General features: G+C 55.7%; 18 protein-coding genes. 12 read left to right on the top strand and 6 right to left on the bottom strand.

Going from position 1 to position 16,543, the window contains the following annotated elements; genetic code table 11:
- Positions 1-427: 427 nt before the first annotated feature.
- Positions 428-985 carry a glutathione peroxidase gene (locus tag QN359_RS07595; protein WP_322250507.1) on the top strand — a complete coding sequence of 186 codons (558 nt, stop codon included), beginning with the start codon at positions 428-430 and terminating at the stop codon, positions 983-985.
- Here the strand turns inward: QN359_RS07595 and QN359_RS07590 are convergent, their stop codons facing one another.
- Positions 986-1,630: a helix-turn-helix domain-containing protein gene (locus QN359_RS07590; protein ID WP_322250506.1), complete on the bottom strand. Its 645-nt coding sequence runs from the start codon at positions 1,628-1,630 to the stop codon at positions 986-988. It abuts the gene before it with no gap.
- A gap of 165 nt (positions 1,631-1,795) precedes the next feature.
- Between QN359_RS07590 and QN359_RS07585 the strand changes: the two genes are divergently transcribed.
- From QN359_RS07585 to QN359_RS07555, 7 genes are read left to right on the top strand one after another with little or no spacing between them, the layout of a single operon-like run.
- The gene (locus tag QN359_RS07585; RefSeq protein ID WP_322250505.1) at positions 1,796-3,082 is read left to right on the top strand and encodes an NAD(P)/FAD-dependent oxidoreductase; all 1,287 of its coding nucleotides are present in this window, start codon (positions 1,796-1,798) and stop codon (positions 3,080-3,082) included.
- Between the two features lies 1 nt (position 3,083).
- On the top strand, positions 3,084-3,863 hold the full coding sequence (locus tag QN359_RS07580; RefSeq protein ID WP_322250504.1) for a DUF1365 domain-containing protein: 780 nt from the start codon (positions 3,084-3,086) through the stop codon (positions 3,861-3,863).
- Entirely contained in the window at positions 3,860-5,098 is a 1,239-nt protein-coding gene (locus QN359_RS07575) for a cyclopropane-fatty-acyl-phospholipid synthase family protein (protein ID WP_322250503.1), read from the top strand. Before QN359_RS07580 ends, QN359_RS07575 begins: the two co-directional genes overlap by 4 nt.
- A 17-nt stretch (positions 5,099-5,115) precedes the next feature.
- On the top strand, positions 5,116-5,688 hold the full coding sequence (locus QN359_RS07570; protein ID WP_322250502.1) for a chalcone isomerase family protein: 573 nt from the start codon (positions 5,116-5,118) through the stop codon (positions 5,686-5,688).
- Positions 5,685-6,230 (top strand): DUF3833 domain-containing protein, encoded by a 546-nt coding sequence (locus QN359_RS07565; RefSeq protein ID WP_322250501.1) that lies wholly within the window; start codon positions 5,685-5,687, stop codon positions 6,228-6,230. Before QN359_RS07570 ends, QN359_RS07565 begins: the two co-directional genes overlap by 4 nt.
- On the top strand, positions 6,227-6,994 hold the full coding sequence (locus QN359_RS07560) for an SDR family NAD(P)-dependent oxidoreductase (protein WP_322250500.1): 768 nt from the start codon (positions 6,227-6,229) through the stop codon (positions 6,992-6,994). Before QN359_RS07565 ends, QN359_RS07560 begins: the two co-directional genes overlap by 4 nt.
- Entirely contained in the window at positions 6,995-7,441 is a 447-nt protein-coding gene (locus QN359_RS07555; RefSeq protein ID WP_322250499.1) for a nuclear transport factor 2 family protein, read from the top strand. It abuts the gene before it with no gap.
- On the opposite strand, the gene QN359_RS07550 is transcribed toward QN359_RS07555, so the two are convergent.
- Both QN359_RS07550 and QN359_RS07545 read right to left on the bottom strand, forming a co-directional pair.
- On the bottom strand, positions 7,438-7,863 hold the full coding sequence (locus tag QN359_RS07550; protein WP_322250498.1) for a nuclear transport factor 2 family protein: 426 nt from the start codon (positions 7,861-7,863) through the stop codon (positions 7,438-7,440). The genes QN359_RS07555 and QN359_RS07550 overlap by 4 nt on opposite strands.
- A gap of 19 nt (positions 7,864-7,882) precedes the next feature.
- Positions 7,883-9,898, bottom strand: a complete 2,016-nt coding sequence (locus QN359_RS07545) for an NADPH-dependent 2,4-dienoyl-CoA reductase (protein WP_322250497.1) — start codon at positions 9,896-9,898, stop codon at positions 7,883-7,885.
- Positions 9,899-10,048: 150 nt separating this feature from the next.
- On the opposite strand from QN359_RS07545, the gene QN359_RS07540 reads away from it, so the two are divergent.
- On the top strand, positions 10,049-10,612 hold the full coding sequence (locus tag QN359_RS07540) for a PadR family transcriptional regulator (RefSeq protein ID WP_322250496.1): 564 nt from the start codon (positions 10,049-10,051) through the stop codon (positions 10,610-10,612).
- Here QN359_RS07540 and QN359_RS07535 read toward each other — a convergent pair.
- A complete protein-coding gene (locus QN359_RS07535; RefSeq protein WP_322250495.1) occupies positions 10,584-11,615 on the bottom strand; it encodes a YeiH family protein in 1,032 nt (343 codons plus the stop codon). The two genes, QN359_RS07540 and QN359_RS07535, sit on opposite strands and share 29 nt — an antisense overlap.
- A 107-nt stretch (positions 11,616-11,722) precedes the next feature.
- Between QN359_RS07535 and QN359_RS07530 the strand changes: the two genes are divergently transcribed.
- Complete coding sequence (locus QN359_RS07530) at positions 11,723-12,619, top strand: LysR family transcriptional regulator (RefSeq protein WP_322250494.1); 897 nt, start codon at positions 11,723-11,725, stop codon at positions 12,617-12,619.
- 20 nt (positions 12,620-12,639) lie between these two features.
- Here QN359_RS07530 and QN359_RS07525 read toward each other — a convergent pair whose 3' ends face one another.
- Together QN359_RS07525 and QN359_RS07520 are read right to left on the bottom strand one after the other, a co-directional pair.
- Positions 12,640-13,395, bottom strand: a complete 756-nt coding sequence (locus QN359_RS07525) for a PhaM family polyhydroxyalkanoate granule multifunctional regulatory protein (protein ID WP_322250493.1) — start codon at positions 13,393-13,395, stop codon at positions 12,640-12,642.
- A gap of 43 nt (positions 13,396-13,438) precedes the next feature.
- Positions 13,439-14,722, bottom strand: a complete 1,284-nt coding sequence (locus QN359_RS07520; RefSeq protein ID WP_416200218.1) for a branched-chain amino acid ABC transporter substrate-binding protein — start codon at positions 14,720-14,722, stop codon at positions 13,439-13,441.
- On the opposite strand from QN359_RS07520, the gene QN359_RS07515 reads away from it, so the two are divergent.
- Both QN359_RS07515 and QN359_RS07510 read left to right on the top strand, forming a co-directional pair.
- Positions 14,717-15,808: a DUF3108 domain-containing protein gene (locus QN359_RS07515; RefSeq protein ID WP_322250492.1), complete on the top strand. Its 1,092-nt coding sequence runs from the start codon at positions 14,717-14,719 to the stop codon at positions 15,806-15,808. The genes QN359_RS07520 and QN359_RS07515 overlap by 6 nt on opposite strands.
- The gene (locus QN359_RS07510) at positions 15,798-16,523 is read left to right on the top strand and encodes a DUF3108 domain-containing protein (RefSeq protein WP_322250491.1); all 726 of its coding nucleotides are present in this window, start codon (positions 15,798-15,800) and stop codon (positions 16,521-16,523) included. Before QN359_RS07515 ends, QN359_RS07510 begins: the two co-directional genes overlap by 11 nt.
- Positions 16,524-16,543 lie beyond the last annotated feature (20 nt).

Raw genomic sequence — 16,543 nt, 5'->3', positions numbered from 1 at the left:
TTGATCGACCCTCCCAACCTGAAGGCACTAACGTGCCACTGGATTCCTGCCTACGCAGGAAAGACGAGGCGAGAGCAGGCCAAGTCGATTACGCGCCCACCCAGCCGCCCAATTCGTCATTGCCGCGCAAGCGGCAATCCAGTGGCGCGTACGCGCCTTTTATATCTGTGCTGCTCAGGCGCAGCAGGACGTGTTCATTTCACAGAAAAAAAAGTGCCCTTGATCGACCCTCCCGCCCTGAAGGCACTGACGTGCCACTCGATTCCTGCCGACGCAGGAATGACGAGGCGAGAGCACGGGGAAATGACATGTCTGTCAGATTTTTGATCAAAAAAAACTCAAAGGCAGCGCTAAGCGTTTGCCAGACGCAGCGAGCAAACTTTGGCCGACTGCGCTAACATGGCATCTCACCTGCCAGGAGCCTTTCATGTCATCTCTCTCTCGTTCGATTATTGCTTTAGCGCTATTATCCGGCGTGTCTAGTGCCGCACTGGCCGAAGCCAGTTGCCCAGCTATTTTGCAGCACACCTTCAAGCGCTTGCAAGACGATGCGCCCCAAAATTTGTGCCAGTATCAAGGCAAAGTGGCTTTAGTGGTCAATACCGCCAGTTACTGCGGTTTCACCGGCCAATATGAGGGCTTGGAAAAAATGTCGGCCAAATATGCCGCCAAAGGTTTGGTCGTGCTGGGCTTTCCCTCGAATGATTTCGGCAAACAAGAACCAGGCAGCAGCAAGGAAATCGCCGATTTCTGCTTCAATACCTATGGCGTGAAATTCCCGATGTTTGCGAAATCCTCGGTACGCGGCGATGCCGTCAACCCGCTGCATGCAGAATTGATCAAGGCAACCGGAACCACGCCGAAATGGAATTTTTACAAGTATCTGATCGACCGCAAGGGTCATGTGGTGGCGGCTTATTCCAGCGTGACGACGCCGGATGATAAGAAATTCGTGGCCGATGTCGAAAAGGCCTTGGCCGAGTAATCAAGCGGCCGACAGAATCGCCGCGTCGCTGGCGCGCGCTTCTGTTGAGAGAAAACCGCCTATGGTGGCGTGCACCATGGCTTCGACAATTTGTTCGTGGGTGTAGCGTTTGTCACGCAACAGAAATTCCATGGTCGGATCACAGGCGCGCGAGTACAGCGTGTAGACCAGCACATCGTCCGGCACCAGCGGAGTCAGCGCACCCTGCGCGCGGGCCGCTGCCACCAAGGCATAAAAACGCTTGTTCACGCGCAGCGCCACCAGAACATAGTCGAGATTGAGCATGAGGCTGCGTTGCAGTGCCAAGCTGGTCGAGGGCAAATGCGGTACCCCGCCCTGCAAACGCAAACGCAAAGACCAGGCCAGAATATGCCGGATCTGCGCGATCGCCGGCAGACTCGCCGGCAGGCTGTCGAGTTCGCTCAGCGTCGCTTTGAGCAGACGTGTCAGTGCCGCAGCGGCCAATTTTTCTTTCGAAGAAAAATGTTTGTACAAACTGCCTTTGGCGATGCCGACCGCATCGGCCACTTCATCCATGGTCATCAAATCATAGCCTTTTTCTGATAACAGTCGATTGACTGCATCAATGATGGCCTCTTCGCGCGCATCAAACTGCTGCTTTTTGAATGGTATTTTTATCTGCATGGTAATTTTTCCTGCACAAAATAGAACTTTGTAGTATATTTTGTGACTGATGAGTCATAAAATGGAATGAGTGGTCATATTTTAGCAGACCGCCACGAAATCCGTTTCCTTTATTCAGCTGAAATGATCTTGAACGACAGAGAACTCACCTTGCGAGCTCCCATAATGAAAATTGCAGTAATCGGTTCCGGTATTGCCGGCCTCTCCAGCGCTTACGAATTATCGAAAGCCGGACACCAGGTGAGCCTGTTTGAAGCCAATGACTACTTTGGCGGTCATACCCATACGGTCGAGGTAGCACTCGATGGCCAACGCCATGGTGTCGATACCGGGTTTCTGGTATTCAATCACCATACTTACCCGCATTTGGTGCGCCTGTTTGAGGAATTGCAGGTTCCCACCGCGGCAACCGAGATGTCGTTTTCAGTCAAACTACCCTATGGGAGCAGCCAGCTCGAATGGGCCGGTGCCAGCTTGGCAACGGTGTTCGCACAAAAGCGCAATCTGCTGCGGCCCGGTTTTTGGCGCATGCTGCGCGATATTTTGCGCTTCAATAAGCAAGTCAGTGCCTTGGCAGGGCGACAGCGGCAGCAAGAATTCCAAACTTCTTTGGGTGAATTTCTCGATGCCGGTGGCTACAGCGCCGAGTTCCGCAGTTGGTATCTGCTGCCGATGGCGGCGTGTATTTGGTCTTGTCCGACCGCGACCATGTTGAGTTTTCCTATCGCTTCCTTTGCCAATTTCTGTGCCAATCATGGTCTGCTGCAAATCAGCGACCGGCCACAATGGCATACCGTCGCTGGCGGGGCGAAGCAATATGTGGAAAAAATGCTGCCGCACATACAGCATACCTATCTGGAATGCCCGGTCAAAGCAGTGTATACCAACAGCCGGAAAAAAGTTGTGCTGCATTCGGCACGCGGCTTGGAAGAATTTGACCACGCCATCATGGCCAGCCACAGCGACCAAAGCCTGGCTATGTTGAGCGACGCCAGCGCCTTGGAACGCGAGATTTTGAGCGCGCTCAAGTATCAGCATAACCGCGCGGTATTGCATACCGATGCGCGCTGCCTGCCAGCCAACAAGCAGGCCTGGTCGGCGTGGAATTACCAAAGCGAAAGCGGGGCAGAAGCGCGCGTGTGTGTGCATTACCTCATCAATGCTTTGCAACCGGTACCATTTTCCACGCCGCTGATACTGAGCTTGAATCCGCTTGATGAACCGGACGCGGCGACGGTCATCAGCAGCTTCGACTACGCCCATCCGGTGTTTGATGCGGGGGCCATTACGGCACAACAAAGGCTCAAGCAAATTCAAGGGCAACGGCAAATTTGGTTTGCCGGTGCCTGGACCGGTTATGGCTTCCATGAAGATGGTTTGAAGTCGGGCTTGCGCGCGGCTGAACTGATCCTTGCCGCTGCGGCCACTGCGCACGCGCAACGGGCGGCCTGAGATGTTCACGTCGCCGCGTCCACTGCTGTGTTTGGGTGAAGTGATGCATTTTCGCTTGCGCCCGCGCGCGCATCGCTTTCGCTATCGCGTGTTTTTCATGCGCCTGCCTTTGGTGGCGCTGAGCGCAGATCAACGCAGTGGCAGTCGTTTTTTTTCCTTCAATCGCTTCAACTTACTGGCGTTTCATGAGCGCGACCATGGCGATGGCCAGCAAGCGGCGCTGCCGTGGATACGCGGCTTGTTGCAGCAACATGGCATCCACGATGTCGATGGCGAAATTTGGTTGCAATGTTTTCCGCGTGTGCTTGGCTATGTATTCAATCCGGTTGCCTTCTGGTTTTGTCAGCGTGCTGATGGCAGCTTGCGTGCCGTGGTATGCGAAGTACGCAATACCTTCGGCGAGAAGCATTTGTATTTGCTTGAGCATGGAAAAACTTTAGCCAATGGCGAAGAATTACAGGCGCAGAAAATCTTTCATGTATCACCATTTTGCGATGTCAGCGGTCATTACCGTTTCCGTTTTTTGAGCACGCCAGGCGATGGCGTTTCGCACCTCGCTCGCATCGATTACGATGATGGTGCCGGTCCGCTGTTGCTGACCGCTTTGTCGGGCAAAGAAAGCATGCTCGATGATCGTACCGTACTCAAAGTATTGTGGCGCTACCCACTGATGACCATAGGGGTAATGGTGCGCATCCATGTTCAAGCCCTGCGCCTGTGGCTCAAGCGCGTACCATTTTTTTCGAAACCTGTTCCACCTGCCAAAGACTTAAGCCGATGAACACACAAACCCTCACTCCCGCCCGCCATAGCGCCGCCGCTCTCGATACCCGGCACTTCCCGACCGAAGCACGCTTCATGCTCACGCTGCTCGCCAAGTTAAAGCATGGTGTGTTGCACGTGGTTTTTCCAGATGGCCAACGGGCCGATTTTGGCAGCAACACAGAAGGACTCGGCCACATCTCGCTGAATTTACAAAACTGGCAGTTGTGCCGCGCCACCTTGAAATCGGGCGATATTGGTTTCGCCGAAAGCTATATTGCCGGGCACTGGAGCAGCAACCATTTAGCTGGGCTGATCGAACTCGTCAGTCGCAACCGCGCTGAACTCGAAGCGCTGATTTACGGTACCTGGTGGGGTAATCTGCTGTACCGTGTAAAGCATTTCCTCAACCGCAATTCCCGCAGCGGCAGCAAGAAAAATATCCACGCCCACTACGACATCGGCAATGATTTCTATCGCCTTTGGCTCGACCCTTCGATGACGTATTCGAGTGCCTTGTTCGCCGGTGACCAAGTCGCTGATCTGCATGAAGGGCAGTTGATGAAGTACCGCCGAATTTTGCAGCAATTGGCATTACCGCCGCAAGCACAGGTACTCGAAATCGGTTGCGGCTGGGGTGGTTTCGCTGAAATGGCAGTGCGCGCCGGTGCCGCCCATGTGACCGGTCTCACGCTCTCAGAGGAACAATTACATTTCGCGCGCGCGCGCTTGGAAACGGCTGGTTTGCATGAACAAAGCGCTTTGCATATCCAGGATTATCGCGATACCCATGGCAGTTACGATGCCATCGCTTCGATAGAAATGTTTGAAGCGGTCGGCGAACAATACTGGCCTGGGTATTTCGAATGCCTGCAAAGAAATTTAAAAAGCGGCGGCCGTGCGTGCATACAAAGTATCGTGATTGCCGATGAATTATTCGAGCGCTATCGCGTCGGTACCGATTTCATACAGCAATATATTTTCCCGGGCGGGATGCTGCCATCGATAGAAAAATTTCATGCTTTAGCGGCGCAGTATGGCTTTGTGGTGCAAGATACCTTTACTTTCGGCCTCGACTACGCCCGCACGCTGGCCGAGTGGCGGCAGACTTTCATGCAGCGTGGGGTCGAGGTCCGAGCCCAAGGTTTCGATGATAATTTCGTCCGCACCTGGGAATTTTATCTGGCCTATTGTGAAGCTGGTTTCCGTACCGGCGACATCAATGTGGCGCAATTCACTTTGCAAAAAAAATGACCAGCGCGCGCGCCGGCATGCAACGGTCTCTTGTCTACGCTGGCATCGCGCTGCTGTTCTGGCTCGGTGCCGGCAGCGTCGCTGCGCAAACGCTACCGCCACACATACAGGCGGAGTTGCCGTATGCGACGCTGCGTGGCAGTGGTAGTTTTCGCTGGTTTGGCTTACTCATTTATGAGGCCACACTGTACGACAAGGCCGACAAGCGCGACACCAACGCTAGCAACGAAAATGGGCTGGCACTCGATCTCCACTATGCCCGCGCACTCGACGGAAAGAAAATCGCTGCGGCCAGCATAGAACAAATCGAACGACTCGGGCGTGGCAGTGCAACGCAACGTCAGCGCTGGCTGGAGCAAATGCGCGCCTTGTTTCCCGATGTAGAAAGCGGCACGCATTTGACCGGCATTTTCGTTCCTGGCACGGCAGCGCGTTTTTACCGCGACGGCACATGGTTGGGCGAAATCCGCGATGCGGCCTTCGCCGACGCTTTTTTTGCCATCTGGCTAGCGCCAAACACTTCCGCACCAGCCCTGCGGACGCAATTGCTCACCTCTAAACCGACTGTCACAACAAGCCAAAGGCCATGATGAAACTCTCTCTGTTGAAAAAAATTCCTGCGGCTTTAGGTCTGGCCGTATTGCTCAGTTCTTGCGCCTCCAGTTACGAGCCTGGGCGCTATGTAAAAGAAACGCCGAAGCTGACGCTAAGCACGTATTTCAACGGTCGCCTGCAAGCCTGGGGGATGTTTCAAGACCGTTCTGGCCATGTCGTCAAGCGCTTTACCGTGATCATGCAATGCGCGTGGAAAGACGGTGTGGGTACCCTGCATGAAGATTTCACCTATGCCGACGGCAGCAAACAGACACGCATCTGGACACTGAAAGAAACCGCACCCGGCCGGTATACCGGTAGCGCTGCCGATGTCATCGGCACTGCAGAAGGCATTGTTTCGGGCAACACCTTGCATTGGAATTATGTCTTGGCACTCGATGTAGACGGCACCACTTACCATGTCGATTTCGACGATATCATGGTGCTCATGGATGACAAGACCATGCTCAATCGCGCCATCATGCGTAAATACGGCGTCGAACTGGGCAGCGTGACTTTATCATTTTCCAAGCCATGAATCCGCCGATCCGCGATTGGCATGGCAAGCGTATCTGGGTGATCGGTGCATCCAGCGGCATCGGTGCGGCCACCGCGCAGCTCTTGCTTTCCAAGGGTGCCACGGTGGCACTGTCGGCCCGCAGTCAAGCCGGCTTGGAGCAGGCGGCACACGGCTATGCAGCAGCGCGCCTGGCAGCCGTGGATATGACCGACCATGTTGCGCTGCAAGCGGTTCATGCAGAATTACAAGCAGCCTGGGGCGGCATCGATCTGGTGTTGATCGTCGCCGGCTCGTATGATGAAATGCGCGCCGACCAATTCGATTTGGCCGCGGCTAACCGCTTGTTTGATATCAATGTGCGCGGCGTCTATCAATGTCTGGATGTTTTATTGCCCGATTTTCTGGCGCAAGGCTATGGCGGCATCGGCATCGTCGCCTCGATAGCCGGCTTGAGCGGTTTACCGAAAGCTTTGGCCTATGGACCGAGCAAGGCGGCCTTGATCAATTTGTGCGAGTCGCTGTATCTTGATTTGCGACCGAAAAATCATGCGGTGTATTTGATTAATCCCGGTTTTGTGCAAACTGCACTGACGGCAAAAAATGATTTCGCCATGCCGGCTTTGATGAGTTCCGATGCCGCCGCGATTGAGCTGGTGCGCGGGATCGAGCGCGGCGAATTCCATATCCATTTTCCAAAACGCTTTACCAATTGGCTGCGACTGGCGCGTTTGCTGCCGTATCGGCTTTACTTTTCTCTGGTTCACAAAATGACAGGCTTATAAATGCACAATCTGGATTTCACTCACCAGGATGATCTGGCACGTCTGATCAATTTTTTCGAAACCTTAAGCCCGGCCACTTACGTCGATCTGTCGAGCATCTATACGGCCGATGCGTATTTCAAAGACCCCTTCAATGAAGTCGTGGGTTTGGATAAAATCACACATATTTTTCAACACATGTTTGTGCAAGTGGAGAACCCGCGCTTTCTGGTAACTTCCAGTATTTTGCAAGAAGACAAGGCGTTTTTGTGTTGGGAGTTTTACTTTCACATGCCGCGCTTCGCGCGTGAACAGCAGTGCATACGCGGTGCCACGCAAGTCCGCTTTACCGCCAACGGCCGCATCTGTATGCACCGAGATTATTGGGATGCCGCCGAAGAATTGTACGAAAAGCTGCCGCTGCTCGGTAGCTTGATGCGTTTTCTGAAGCGCTTTGCCAATCGTTAACGCGCTGTATAGGCTGGCAGATAGGCGGCCAAGCGTGTACTCATTGCTTGTCCCAGCGCCTGCAGGCCACTCAGAGGGCGCACCATGACTTCAAAGTCGGTGATCTTTCCAGCTACGTCGAAACGAATCAAGTCTATACCCTTGATTTGCTTTTGACCGACTCTGGCAGAAAATTCCAAGGCGACCTGGCAGCCGTCGGGATCGATAAATTCGCGTTCGTAATGGAAGTCTTCAAACACTTGGCACACCGTGCTTAAGATCAGCACGACCGCAGCCGCGCTGGTGTAGGGCTGGTGCGCCATCGGCGAACGGAACACCGCGTCGGGGTGGACGATCTCGGCCAAGGCCGAGAGGTCGTTCTGACTGATCATGTCGTGCCAGCGTTGCAGTGACACAGAAACTTGCGGGTGGAGTGAGGACATGATCAGCTTTCTTCAGTGATCAAATTACTGCGGCCAATCGAGTACCCTGATCGATGGCGCGTTTGGCATCGAGTTCGCTGGCGACATCGGCACCACCGATCAGGTGCACGCTCTTGCCGACCGCTGCCAAGGCCGCTTGCAAATCGCGGCGCGGTTCCTGACCGGCGCACAAAATCACATGGTCGACCGGTATGGTTTTTTGCTGACCATCTATCGTCAGATGCAAACCGGCATCGTCGATTTTTTGGTAGCTGACGCCGGCCAGCATGTGCACACCGCGGTTTTTCAATCCGGTGCGGTGGATCCAGCCGGTGGTTTTACCGAGGCCGTCGCCGACTTTGGCACTCTTACGCTGCAACAGATAAATCTGCCGCGCCGGGGCTTCCACCACGGCGGCGCATATACCACCGGCATGCGCATAGTTAGTATCGACACCCCACTCGGCGAAAAATTTAGCCGGATCAAGACTAGGGCTGGTGCCGCTGTGACTCAGGTATTCGGCCACATCAAAGCCGATGCCACCGGCACCGATGATGGCGACGGTTTTTCCGACCACGGCTTTATCGCGCAAGACATCGAGATAACTGAGCACTTTCGGGTGATCGATGCCGTCGATATCAGGACGGCGCGGGGTGATGCCGGTCGCCAGCACGATTTCGTCGAAGTCTTGCAGATCCGCCGCGCTCACCATGGTATTGAGGCGCAGCGTGATGTTCGACAGACTGATTTGCTTGGCAAAGTAGCGCAGGGTTTCGTAAAACTCTTCCTTGCCGGGAATTTGTTTGGCGATGTTGAACTGACCACCGATTTCGCTGCCAGCATCAAACAAGCTCACGCTATGGCCGCGCTTGGCGGCGGTGGTGGCGAAAGCCAGGCCGGCCGGTCCGGCACCAACGACGGCAATGCGTTTGATTGAGCCCAGCGGTGCATCGATGAGTTCGGTTTCATGACAAGCGCGCGGATTGACCAGGCAAGAGGTGACTTTGCCGCCGAAAGTATGGTCCAAGCAAGCCTGATTACAGCCTATGCAGGTATTGATTTCATCGGCGCGGCCTTGTTCGGCCTTGCGCATGAACAGCGGGTCTGCCAACAGCGGCCGCGCCATCGATACCATGTCGCAGAAATTATCGGCCAACAGTTGTTCGGCGATTTCCGGGGTATTGATACGATTGGTCGCGACCAGCGGAATGCTGACATGCTGCTTGAGTTTTTGCGTAACCCAGGCGAAGGCGGCGCGCGGTACCTTGGTAGCGATGGTTGGAATGCGCGCTTCGTGCCAACCTATGCCGGTATTGATAATGGTGGCACCGGCCGCTTCGATGGCTTGTGCCAAGCTGATCACTTCGTCGAGCGTCGAGCCGCCTTCGACTAAATCGATCATCGACAGACGATAGATGATAATGAAGTTGGGGCCGACTTGGGCGCGAATGCGACGCACGATTTCGACTGGAAAGCGGATACGGTTTTGATACTCGCCACCCCATTCGTCGTCGCGTTGATTGGTGCGCTGGGCAATGAATTCATTGATCAGATAACCTTCCGAACCCATCACTTCCACGCCATCGTAACCGGCCGACTGTGCCAAACCGGCGCAGCGCACGAAATCAGCGATGGTTTCGGCGACTTCTGCGGTCGTCAAGGCATGCGGGGTGAACGGGTTGATCGGGGCCTTAAGCGCGCTCGGTGCGACTAAACTCGGTTGATATGAATAACGGCCAAAATGCAGGATTTGCATGGCGATTTTTCCACCTTCGCGGTGCACTGCTGCGGTAACGATTTTGTGGTGTTCGGCTTCGGCTGCGGTAGTCAGCATGGCACCACCCTGCATAGGTCGGGCTCTCTCGTTCGGGGCAATGCCGCCGGTAACGATCAGGGCTACGCCACCGCGCGCACGCTCGGCATAGAAGGCGGCCATGCGTTCAAAGCCGTTATCGACTTCTTCCAAACCGACGTGCATGGAGCCCATCAACAAGCGGTTCGGTAAGGTGGTGAAGCCGAGGTCGAGTGGCTTGGTCAGATGCGGATAGAAAGACATAAGGCATTCCTTAACAGGGCAATGAGGGTAACGGGGTTTATGCAACCAATTGCATAAGAGAATAACGAAATCATTTTAGTTATGCAACCACGGGTGCATATAAAATGTGGTAATTCTCCCCGAATCATTCTTCTAAATTAGTCTGCACCTATGTCTTTACCCCACGCTCTGCTCACTTCGCTGGTCGAAAAACCATGTTCTGGTTACGACTTGGCGCGCCGTTTCGATAAATCGATAGGATATTTCTGGCACGCAACACACCAGCAAATTTATCGTGAACTGGCACGCATGGAAGAACAAAACTGGGTGCAGTCGGAGGAAGTGGCAGGCGGCCGTGCTGGCAAACGGCGCTTCGAGGTGCTAGCGGCGGGCCGCGCTGAATTGCAGCGCTGGGTATTGGAAAGCAGTGCACCGATGCGGCTGCGCGATGATTTAATGGTACGACTGCGTGCCGATGCGGCGCTGGGCAGTGCGAGTTTGCTAGCAGAATTCGAACGCCGTCTGCAATTGCATGAACAGGAATTGGCCAACTACCGCCACATTGAGGCACGCGATTTCAGCGCGCCTTGTCTGTCGCGGGAAACGCGCCTGCATTACCTCATACTCAAGGCCGGCATCGCATTTGAAGAAGGTCGCATCGCTTGGACCAAGGAAGCCTTGCAGGTCTTGTGTGCGCCGCCGTCACTCATAGCAGGCGATCGACGAGCTGATTGATCAAGCCACCACCGAGCATCAGATAGGCAAACAATATAGCCGCCAACAACAAGGGTTTCAAACCGGCTTGGCGCAGCGCCGTCAGTCGCGTGGCCAAGCCGAGGGCGGCCGTGGCCATGGCTAATAAGAGATTGTCGAGCTGGAGCGCAGTGGCGCTCCAAACGGGCGGCAGTTGTGTGAGCGAGTTGAGCGTGGCCACGCCGATAAATAGCAAGGCAAACCAAGGAATCGTCATGGTCCCGGCGGTAGCTGAGGCCGTGGCTTGAATGTGCCGACGGCTGGTCCAGAGTGAGAGGATCAGCAGAAACGGTGCCAGCAGCATCACGCGCAGCATTTTGGTGATCACCGCCGCGTCAGCCGCAGCCCCATCCATCTGCAAACCAGCAGCCACCACTTGGCCGACATCATGCATGGTCGAGCCGGTAAATATACCGAAACTGTGGGCGTCGGCAAACCACAGCCAATGCTGATTGATTTCGAACAGCAGCGGGTAGAGCAGCATGGCGCAGGTGCCGAAGATGACCACGGTGGAAACTGCCACGGCGACCTTGGCAGCATCGGCCTTGAGCACAGATTCCGTGGCGAGGATGGCGGAGGAACCGCAGATCGCGCTGCCGGCACCGATCAGCATGGCAGTGTGGGCATCGAGTCGCAAGACCCGCGTGCCTAACCAGTAAGCCAACAAGAAGGTGGAACTGAGTACCAAGAGATTGATCAGCAAACCCTGCCAGCCAACTGCCGAGATTTGCTGAAATGTGATGCGCAAGCCATACAAAACTATTCCCCACTGCAACAGATTTTTTTTACTGAAACCTATGCCACCGGCCAGGCGCTCAGACCACGCCGGGGACAACAAGTTACCGGCGAGTAAGCCGAACAGCAAAGCCAGTGTCAGTGCCGATACCGGCGCGTGTCCGCCATGGCTGATCGTCATTGCCAGTGCAGCAATGAGGGCGCTGAACAGGAGGCCAGGCAGAATAGTTCGTTTATTTGAAAAAGACATATGCTTATCCGAAAAACGTGTAAGCAGCCAGTCTAGTCAGCTTGCTTTAACAGGTAAAACGGTTTATCTTCATTATCGTTATCGATTTTATCAATATAGGAATCAGCATGCGCATCAGCTTGCGCCAACTCGAAGTCTTCGTTGCCAGCGCCCGTGCCGGCAGCGGCAGTGCGGCGGCCTTGCAGTTGGCGATGTCGCAATCGGCGGCCAGCAGCGCGCTGGCCGAACTGGAAAGCCAACTTGGCGAACCCTTGTTCAACCGCGTCGGTAAGCGCCTGCAGTTGAATGAGAATGGCCGCTATCTGCTGCCGAAGGCCGAGGCTTTGTTAGATGGTGCCAGCGATATCGAGCACAGTTTTCGCACTGGCATACCGGTGCGGCTGCGGCTCGCCGCCAGCATGACCATAGGCAACGATGTGCTGCCCGGACTGGCGGCCGCTTTCTTGCGCGCCGAACCGCATAGCCGCCTGGAGATCGCCATCGCCAATTCGCACGATGCGGTGGCAGCGGTACTCGGGTTTCGCGCCGATTTCGGCCTGATCGAAGCGCCCTGCCACGACAGCCGCGTGATCGCCGAGCCGTGGTTGGCCGATCAGATGCTGGTATTTTGTCGCGCCGACCATGCGCTGGCGAATCAAGAAGCAAGGCCGGAAGACTTGCGCGCGGCCGCCTGGATCTTGCGCGAACCGGGTTCGGGTTCGCGTGAAATCACCGAAACGGCGTTGGCACCGCATCTTGGCAATCTCAACAGCGTACTCGAACTCGGCAGCGCCGAAGCCATCATCGCGGCCGTCGCCACCGGCTTGGGTATCGCCTGCCTGTCACGGCGCACCCTGAAAGAACGCTTGGCGCGCGACGAGCTGGCCGAAATTCGGCTGCCATGGGCGCAGTTGAACCGACGTTTTTACTTAATCTACCATCAAGAAAAAATTCTCTCCGGCGGATTACAGCGCTTTCTTGCGCTGTGCCGCCGACAACTGGCGGAAGAAAATGCAGTCGGCTGAGCGGCCAGCACTGCGCTTAGTTATGTGCGCTTGGCTGCGGCTTTCGGTGTGGCTTTTGGAGTCGGTTTCGCTTTCGGACTGACTTTGGCAGCGCTCTGCGGCGCTGTTTTACTGCTTGGCTTGGCGGCGCTGGCACGGCGTGGCTTGGTCTGTGGTGCCATCGGTGCCGACGGTGCGGCGGCGGCACTATCGGGCTTGCTGTGTGTGCTGGCGCTGCCGCTTGCGCTACTAGCATCAGAAACGAGCGCCTGAGTCAGGGCTTGCTTGAATTGGTCTTGCAACAAACCCCACCATGCGGTGGGCGTGGCCAGCGCCGGCGTGGTGACAGTTGGCGCGTGCGCTTCGACTGGTGCAGTTGGTGCAGCGGCCGGATAGTGTTCGGTATCGGCTTGTTCGTCGGGATGTGGCGCCGGGCTTGCTACCGGGGTCGACATGGGCCAAGCGGCCGCGGCACTTGGGCCAGGAGTACTTGAGGCTGGAGCGCTGGCCTTTTGCACATGCTGGGCGAAACTTTCACCGAGGGACTGCAGCGTCGATAGCGTGGCGCGCTGTACTTCGAGTGCTTGTATGGTGCCGCGCAACATGTTCATGTTCACGGTGAGCCAAGATTCGACAGTTTTCAAGTCTTGAATTTTTTTATCGAGCTCATCGACCGACATCGGCGGTGCCACCATGCCGGGGATGGGCATATTGCCCCAGAGTTTTTTCACAAAGCCGAGCGGATCGCTCATCGAATTCATGGCTGACGGATCGATACCGGAAAAGGGGTTGTTCATCAAACTCTCCTGTTGGTGACGCAAACTGCGAGCGTAGGCAAATTTATTTTCTGCCATCCATCTTGCATGAGCTCGGCAAGGCCGTCAATGCGGGGGCGAAGTAACGTGCGGTTTTAAATCCATAATGGCTGCCTTCATTGTCAAAACGCACGCCGGCGTCGCCTTGTCTGCCCATCACGGTAACATATAGTGCCGGCAGTAACTGATGATCGGCGGCACGCATGCTGGCCGTATAAAAGCCATTGTCAAAGCTTGCCCCGGCCAGCGCGGCGGCAACGGCAGCGGCCTCGCTGCTGCCGGCTCGCTCTATCGCTGCCGCCAACATGGCGATCATCACATGCATGCGCAGATGTAAATAATCGTCTTGGGCGGCCGGATAAGACTGCCGAAAGCTTTGGTAATAGGCATCGCTGGCACGGCCCCCTGCATTCGGATGCCATTCTGCCACCGCATACACGCGCCCTACCCCAGCGCTACCGATGGCGGCCGGGGCACCGAGTGCATTGGCGTAAAAAGTATAAAATTTGAGGTCCATGCCAGCCTCTTTGACCGCTTTGATCAGTAAGGTCAGATCATTGCCCCAATTACCGGTAATCACACTGTCAGCGCCCGAAGCTTTGATTTTTGCCGCATACGGGGCAAAATCTTTGATCTTGCCGAGCGCATGCAGCTCGTCGCCGACGATGGCGATATCGGGGCGTTTTTGCGCGAGCATGGCACGGGCCGACTGGTTGACTTGGCGTCCGAAGCTGTAATCCTGTCCGATCAAATAGACTTTTTTGGCGCGCGCATCCTCTTTAATCACTTCGGTCAGCACATGCATGCGCATATCGGCATGGGCATCGAAACGAAAATGCCAGACACTGCATTGTTCATTCGTCAGCGCCGGATCAACCGCCGCATAATTCAGAAACAACAGCCGCTGTGTCGGCATGCGCTGATTATGCTTGTTCACGGCCGATAACAAGGCCTGCGCCACGGCCGAGCTATTGCCTTGCACGATGAAGGAAAAACCCTGGTCACTCGCATGTTTGAATGCGATCAGCGATTCTTCTATGCCTTGTTTGTTATCAAACACCGTCAAGCGCAGCGCATGGCGACCGTCGGGCAGACCTACCCCACCGCGCGCATTGATCTGATCTAGCGCAAACTGCAAATTATGCTCGACGGCCAGGCCGGCGTTCGCGAAAGGCCCACTGACGCCTTCGATCATGGCGATGCGTATCGGTGCTAAGCTGCCCGTGTCGGCCAAGGCCGGCGTATTGACGAGCATGGCCATCATCAGCGATAGTGCGCACACGGTACGTAAAAAGAACAGTTCATGCATTTTTCTTCCTCCAAAACAGCATTTTACGCGCGCTTGCCGCGCCGGCCACTGCTGTTTCTCACTCTGGTGCTGTGTTTACATGGCCTGATATGGCTAGTCTTCGAACACGCCCGCTTTGTGCCGCCGCCGCTGCAACTGCCAAGCGCGCTGCAAACCGTATTTTTGCAAGCGCCAGCGCCGCCGCCGCCGGTACGGCCAACACCAGCGCAGCGCCCAGCGCCAGCAGCGCTGCCACACCAGCCGCCGCCGCTCACGCCCAGTCAGGCCGATGCCATCAGCACAAGCGATAGCGCGCCGCTGCAGACGGATGCCACGGCGGCAGCGCCCAGCCGCGTCGCCGCGCCGACGCCAACAGCACCAGCACCGCCAGCAGAGCCGCTGGTGCCTGCGCCAGCGCCGCTGCCGCTGCACTTGCCGCCCTCCGGTAGCATGCGCATGAAAGTCGTGCGGCAGACGCAGCGCAATCCGGTCTATGGCATCGCTGACTTTGTGTGGCAACGTAACGAGCACGCCTACCGTATGCAGATCGATGCCTCGCTCGATCTGCTGCTGACGAGCTTGCGCCTGTACCGCTTACAGAGCGAGGGACGCATCGATAGCCAAGGAATACAGCCGCAGACCATGCGCGAAACTCGCCGCGGCCATGACGAAACCAGTACGCGCTTCGATTATGCACAGGGGCGTATCAATTTTTCTGCTCAAGCCGCGAGCGTCGCCTTACTCAGCGGTGCGCAAGATCGCGCTTCCATCTTCATGCAACTGGCCGGTATGGCGGCGGCGGCAGAATTTCATACCGGTCAACAGATTGAAGTCCAAGTGGCCGAAGAGAGTGCGGCGCACCGCTTTCTATTCCAAGTCGGTACGCTGGAAACCATCGCAACCGGGGTCGGCAGTATTACGGCCTGGCATTTGCTGCGCCCGGCGCGCGCCGGTGCCTATAATTCCAGTTTGGAAATTTGGTTAGCACCCGATTATCACTGGTATCCTGTTCAAATACGTAATACTGAACCAGATGGTGCGGTCACCACTCAAACCATGAGCAGCATTACTTTTACCAACGATTTGGAAGCCGACCATGCGCCTTGATTTTCTTATTCCAGCCCTACTGCTGGCACTGAGCAGCACACCGACTGCCGCCGCCATCACGCCGTTTCAGTTGCCACCGGCCGGTGAACTGCTGTACACCATCAAGGCCAAGCAAAGCGGTATCGCCTTGAGTGGTACGGCCAGCGTCAAGTGGCAACTGACAGAAAAAAAATATGCCATCCTGACCGAGACCCGTGCCATGCTGTTCGGTAAAATTCTCAATGCCGACAGCGTCGGCAGCATCGATGCCCATGGCCTTGCGCCCGATAGTTTTACCGAGAAACGCTTCGGTAAAGACGCTACCGTAACCAGTTTTGAGCGTAGCAAGAAATTATTACGTTTCAGTACCTCAGCGCAGACTTACCCACTCAATGGCGGCGAACAAGACCGCACCAGCGCAGTTTGGCAGTTGGTAGCATTGGCGCGCGCGGCCGGTGCCGCGGTCAAGCCGGGCAGTGAATGGTCGATGTTTGTGGCCGGCCGCCGCGACGCCGAACCATGGACCTTCAAGGTACTGGCAGCCGAACCGCTGCACACAGCACTCGGTGAATTCACTACCCTGCATATCAGTAAAGCACCGCCGCCCGATTCGAAAGATCAAACCCTCGATATTTGGCTGGCTCCGGACTTGGAATGGTATCCGGTACGGGTGAAATTCAGCGATGCCGAAGGAGAATATGTTGATCAATTGCTAGAAAGCGTAAAAAAATTCTGATGTCGATACGATAAATTTCC

This window comes from Undibacterium sp. 5I2, from assembly GCF_035019605.1.
Classification (GTDB): Bacteria; Pseudomonadota; Gammaproteobacteria; order Burkholderiales; family Burkholderiaceae_D; genus Undibacterium.
Note: the sequence above shows the minus strand (reverse complement) of the source record. Positions and strands in the feature narration are given on the sequence as shown.